This window comes from Streptomyces sp. H39-C1 (genome assembly GCF_027158125.1).
Lineage (GTDB): Bacteria > Actinomycetota > Actinomycetes > Streptomycetales > Streptomycetaceae > Actinacidiphila > Actinacidiphila fildesensis.
The window spans coordinates 1-4,276 of the sequence record NZ_JAPVLS010000202.1; the positions used below are offsets into that span (position 1 = coordinate 1).

The 4,276-nt window shown below is 71.0% G+C and carries 3 protein-coding genes and 1 pseudogene; all 4 read right to left on the minus strand.

The window, feature by feature from the left end; genetic code table 11:
* Positions 1 to 719, minus strand: a pseudogene (locus O3W51_RS47390) (hypothetical protein); the annotation flags it as partial.
* On the minus strand, positions 716 to 1,357 hold the full coding sequence (locus O3W51_RS47395; RefSeq protein WP_269290247.1) for a WhiB family transcriptional regulator: 642 nt from the start codon (positions 1,355 to 1,357) through the stop codon (positions 716 to 718). The pseudogene O3W51_RS47390 and the gene O3W51_RS47395, both read right to left, overlap by 4 nt.
* A 159-nt stretch (positions 1,358 to 1,516) precedes the next feature.
* Entirely contained in the window at positions 1,517 to 2,209 is a 693-nt protein-coding gene (locus O3W51_RS47400) for a zinc finger domain-containing protein (RefSeq protein WP_269290249.1), read from the minus strand.
* 2 nt (positions 2,210 to 2,211) lie between these two features.
* The gene (locus tag O3W51_RS47405; protein WP_269290251.1) at positions 2,212 to 3,111 is read right to left on the minus strand and encodes a helix-turn-helix domain-containing protein; all 900 of its coding nucleotides are present in this window, start codon (positions 3,109 to 3,111) and stop codon (positions 2,212 to 2,214) included.
* Between the last annotated feature and the right edge of the window lie 1,165 nt (positions 3,112 to 4,276).

Genomic DNA, 4,276 nt, shown 5'->3' on the forward strand with positions numbered 1-4,276 from the left:
AGCCGCCGGGTGAGCCGACGGCCGCGCCAGCCTTGCCGTTGGGCAGGCGTGCGCTCCGCGAGGCGGGCGGCGAGGGCGACGGCGCGGGCGGTGGCCCGGTCGCGGGTGATCTGCGCGGCGTCGCGGTCCCGGGCGGCGATGCCCAGGCGGGACAGCAGCCGCTCGCGCGCCTCCCGGCCCAGCGTGGCGATCAAGCCGTGGGAGGCGGCGTTCGGGGTGTGCAGCCGCAGTTCGATGCCCATGGCCAGGTGCCACAGCATCGCCGCCATGATGGGCCCGACGAACGCGCGGACGGTGCCGCCGATGGGGCCGCTTTCGGCGAAGGCCGGGATCACCTGCACCGTGGTGATCACCCAGACGAGCGTGCCCGGCAGGCCCGGCGCCCCCTGGGTGGCCAGGTTCTGCCGGGCCATCAGCGCGGTCGCGAAGAGCGCGAGTTCGGCCGCTGCGAACATGCCGGCGCGTTCGGCGGTGCCGGCAATGTTGAGGTAGTCGGCGGCGAAGCGCCAGCTCGTATCCGCGCTGTAGGCGGTGCAGGCCAACGCGGCGAGCGCGGCAACCTTGACCGCCGGGCTGCCGCCGGGCTGCCGCGGTGGCGCGCCTCGGCGCCGGATCGCCCAGCCGGCCAGTACCAGGGCGAGGGCGGCAATGGACCCGCCGATCGTCAGAAGGAGAGGTAGGTCCGGTGCGGCACCGAGGGGCAGGGCGAGGTGGGTCATGCGGCCTTTCCAAGAGGGGTGCGCGCCGAAGGCGACGTCGCCGGACGGGACACCGGCTGGCTTGTGCCGGGCTTGGAGGGGGCGGGGGTGCCGTTGGTCGGGGCGTTCTTCGCTCGCTTCTTCTTGGGCCCTGGGACGCCGTAGGTTCGGTCGCGGTCGAAGACCTTGTTGGCGGACTGTCGGAGCAGGTCGCGGGCGTGCGTATAGCTGATCTGTAGGGCGGCAGCCAGCCGGTCGGGTCGCCAGCCGCGAACGTAGGCGTGGTCGATGACGATTTGGCGTTCGGCGGCGGTCAGGTGCACGTCGCGTCCGTTGAACACGGCGAGCACGCGGGCGTAGTCGGTGCGTTTGTGCAGCCCGCTGTGCCAGGGGCGCCGTTCGGCTTCGGTGAGCCCGCCCCAGATGCCCTCCTTGAGGACGTTCTCCAGGGCGAAGTTGAGGCAGTCGCGGCGGACGGGGCACCAGCCGCACAGCTCCTTCGCCTCAGCGATGTCCGCGTGGTCGCGAGGGCCGGGGAAGAAGACGGCGTCGGCGTCCTCGGGGTCCATGCCGTAGCACGCACCGCGGGCGTGCCAGCTGGTGTCGCCGATGCCGCGCAGGCCGGTAGCCGGGGCGTGGTGAGTGGTGATGTGGCGCATGGTGGTCTCCGATGTGCTGCCGCGTCGGTCGGCCGGGGCCGGGCGCTGGTGGACGCGGCGTCGGGTGCCGGCTGCGGCGCAAGGCGTGTGCCGCAGCCAGGACGGGACGATGGTGGGATGGCGGTGCGCCGGGTGGGATGCACCGGCGGTGTGCGCCGGTCAGGCCAGGGCGGGCTGCTGGGCCTGCTGGGCGGCGGCGAGGTCGGCGCGGCTGGGGTGCGGGGTGGCGCGCGGGGCGGTGCCGCGTGCTCCGCCGTCGAGGCCGACCCGCCGGCGCCGACACGGTTCGCCGGCCGGGGCCAGGCACCAGTCGCACCGCACCGCGAGGGCATCGGGCTGACCCTGAGCGAGGGCTGCCTCGCGCGTCGCGCGGGCCGGCCGGTAGCAGGCGAGGGCGGCGCGCGCTGCGGGCGGGATGCAGGAGCCGACCTCCCGCAGCCTCGCTTCCAGGTCCGGATCGAGTTGGCCGCTGGTGATCGCGCGGTACTGCGCGGGCTGGGCGCTGCCGGTGGCCACCGCGCGCCGGGTGCTGACCAGTGCGGCGGTCCAGGCGGCCTGGTCGTCCGGGTCGACGGCCGGGGTGGGGTCGGTGTGCCGGCCCAGTCGGTCGCGCCGGTAGCCCTCCCACGGGCGGGCGACATCGGCGGGCAGGATCGGGTAGGGCGAGATGCGGATGTGCTGGCGGGCGGCGACGCGGGCGTCCCAGCCGTGCGGGGTGGCCATCGGCACGTCGCCGAGCAGCTCGTGCCACTGGGCGAGCTGGTCGCGGGCCTCGCCCTGGTCGGTGCGGATGGTGCGGGGGTCGAGTCGGCCGATGTAGGCCAGCAGGGCGGCGATTTCGCGGCGATCCACGGTCAGCCCTCCGTTCCGGTCGGCTCGTCGAGAGCGGCCAGGAGCGCTGCGGTGTGGGCCTCGGCCCGGGTCATGCCACCCGGCGCAGCGGCGCTCTTGCCGGACACGGCGTAGAGGTTCGGACGGCCTGGTGGATGCTCTCGGGCGATCCAGGAGCGCCAGTCGGCAGCCCACGCTCCTGCCCCCCTCGGCTTGAAGTCGGCGCGGTGCAACCGCCACTTCTCGTCGGCGGCCTGCAGGCCCTGTTCGCCGAGGCGGTCGAGGTGCCCCTGCTGGCGGGCCCAGGCGTGGGTGGCTGGGTCGACCTGCCACTCGGCGGCTGGGATGACGCCGGCCCCAGCACTACTGCTGTACCTACGGTTCACCTTCGGTTCACTACGGTTCTGGGGGTCGGATTCCGCACCTTCGAGGGTGTTGTTTCCATACCGTCGAGGGGTCGGATTCCGTCGCGAGGGGTCGGATTCCGCACCGGTCGGATTCCGACGCGAGGGTGCCGAATCCGTACCCTTCTTGGGCCAGATCCCGTACCGCTGGAGCTTCTCCGGCACCAGCTTCGGCACCGGGTCCGCGTCGGACGGCTCCACGTGCGCGTCCGGGTCCTCCTCCCTGGCCGCGTCGATCTTGGCCTGGAAGGCGGCGGCGCGGGGCAGGCGGTAGACCGTGACCCGCTGCGGGCCTTGGTAGTCGTCGAGCAGCTCCAGCTCACCGCTGTCGGCGAGAGCCAGCAGCGCTGCGCGCACTGCGCTCCGCGACCCGTTCGTCCGCTCGATCAGGCTCGTCAGCGAGGCCCAGGCCACGCACTGCTTGTCGGGCACCCGGTCGGCAATCGACAGCAGGACCAAGCGAGCGGTTCCCCGGCTGGCACTGTGCTCCCACACCCACTCGCGGGAATCGACGCTCATCGGCCGCTCCCACTCACGGGGCGGAGCTGATGACTCGGTGCGACGGAAGCGGCTGCCGCGCAGGCCGGAGAGATGGGCCTTTTGCGCAGGGCAGGAGGCATGCAAGAATCCCCTTTGCAGTGTTGCCACGCTGAGACGTCCCGCGGAAGGGATCAGCGTGGTGATGGTGGGCACTCTCCGCCCTTGCCGGGGCGGGTTATGCCGATTGGCGTTCGGCGTCCGGGAGTTCATAGCTCTCGGACGCCGCCGCTGTTTTCGGACCTGCGTGGTTCGATCCGGGGCGCTCGCTCCTCGCAGTTCGTAGTGCCGGGCGGGGTTGCCTGGGGTGACGACGAACATACGCAGAGACCCGCATCAAGATCCAGAGTTGGTTCTAAAACTCTGTACTAGTTGCAGAGAGTGATGGGGGCGAGGCGTCGAAACGCCCCCGGGTAGTGCTCGCGTAGTACGCCGGGGAGCGTTGCCGCGATGGCCAGAAGCGCTTTGCAACGCCACGCCTGGAGGCGGTCGGCAAAGCTGGGCTACAGGCTGCTCGCTCTGAGCGGCGGAGTTGGTTTCGCTGTGCCCGCCGCCACGTGACCTACGTCTCAACAATTGGTTGAACTCGCTGACCGGGGCGATCTAACCCAGGCTCCACCGGAGCCGTCAAGGGTGAGTTTTCGTTCGCTCCAGGGACAAAGATCACCAAAGTCGTACGTGCCACTTTTTGGGCTTGGCGTCCCCTATGCCGCTCGCCTGTCCGGGGGTAACGGTGATCCCGCAGGGTCGGAAAATGGGCAGTCGGCGCCATGGTGTCGGCCGCGCCAACGCGCGGGCTGGCCGTGACCGCGATCTTGCTGTTCGTGGCGGGTGGCCCGCTGTGGGGTCGGCGTCAGTGCTTGCCGGCGTTGATCGGCGGGGCCATGCCTCACGAGTCCATCCCATCCTTGGAGCGAGTCCCGAATGCTAGTTCGATAACGTTGCCGCCACGGGACAGAGCGCTCCCCCATGCGTCGCGCGAGCAGCTCCGATGCGAAGCGGAGCCACAAGTTCAGTTGCTATCCTAGACAGAAGATCGAACAGATTGTCTACGAGTATCAACCGTGATGAATATCGAAGGGGAGGAGCTACCGTGACCCATACCCACGGAACGCAGACTCCGGACGAGGCGCACGAGCTGCCTGCC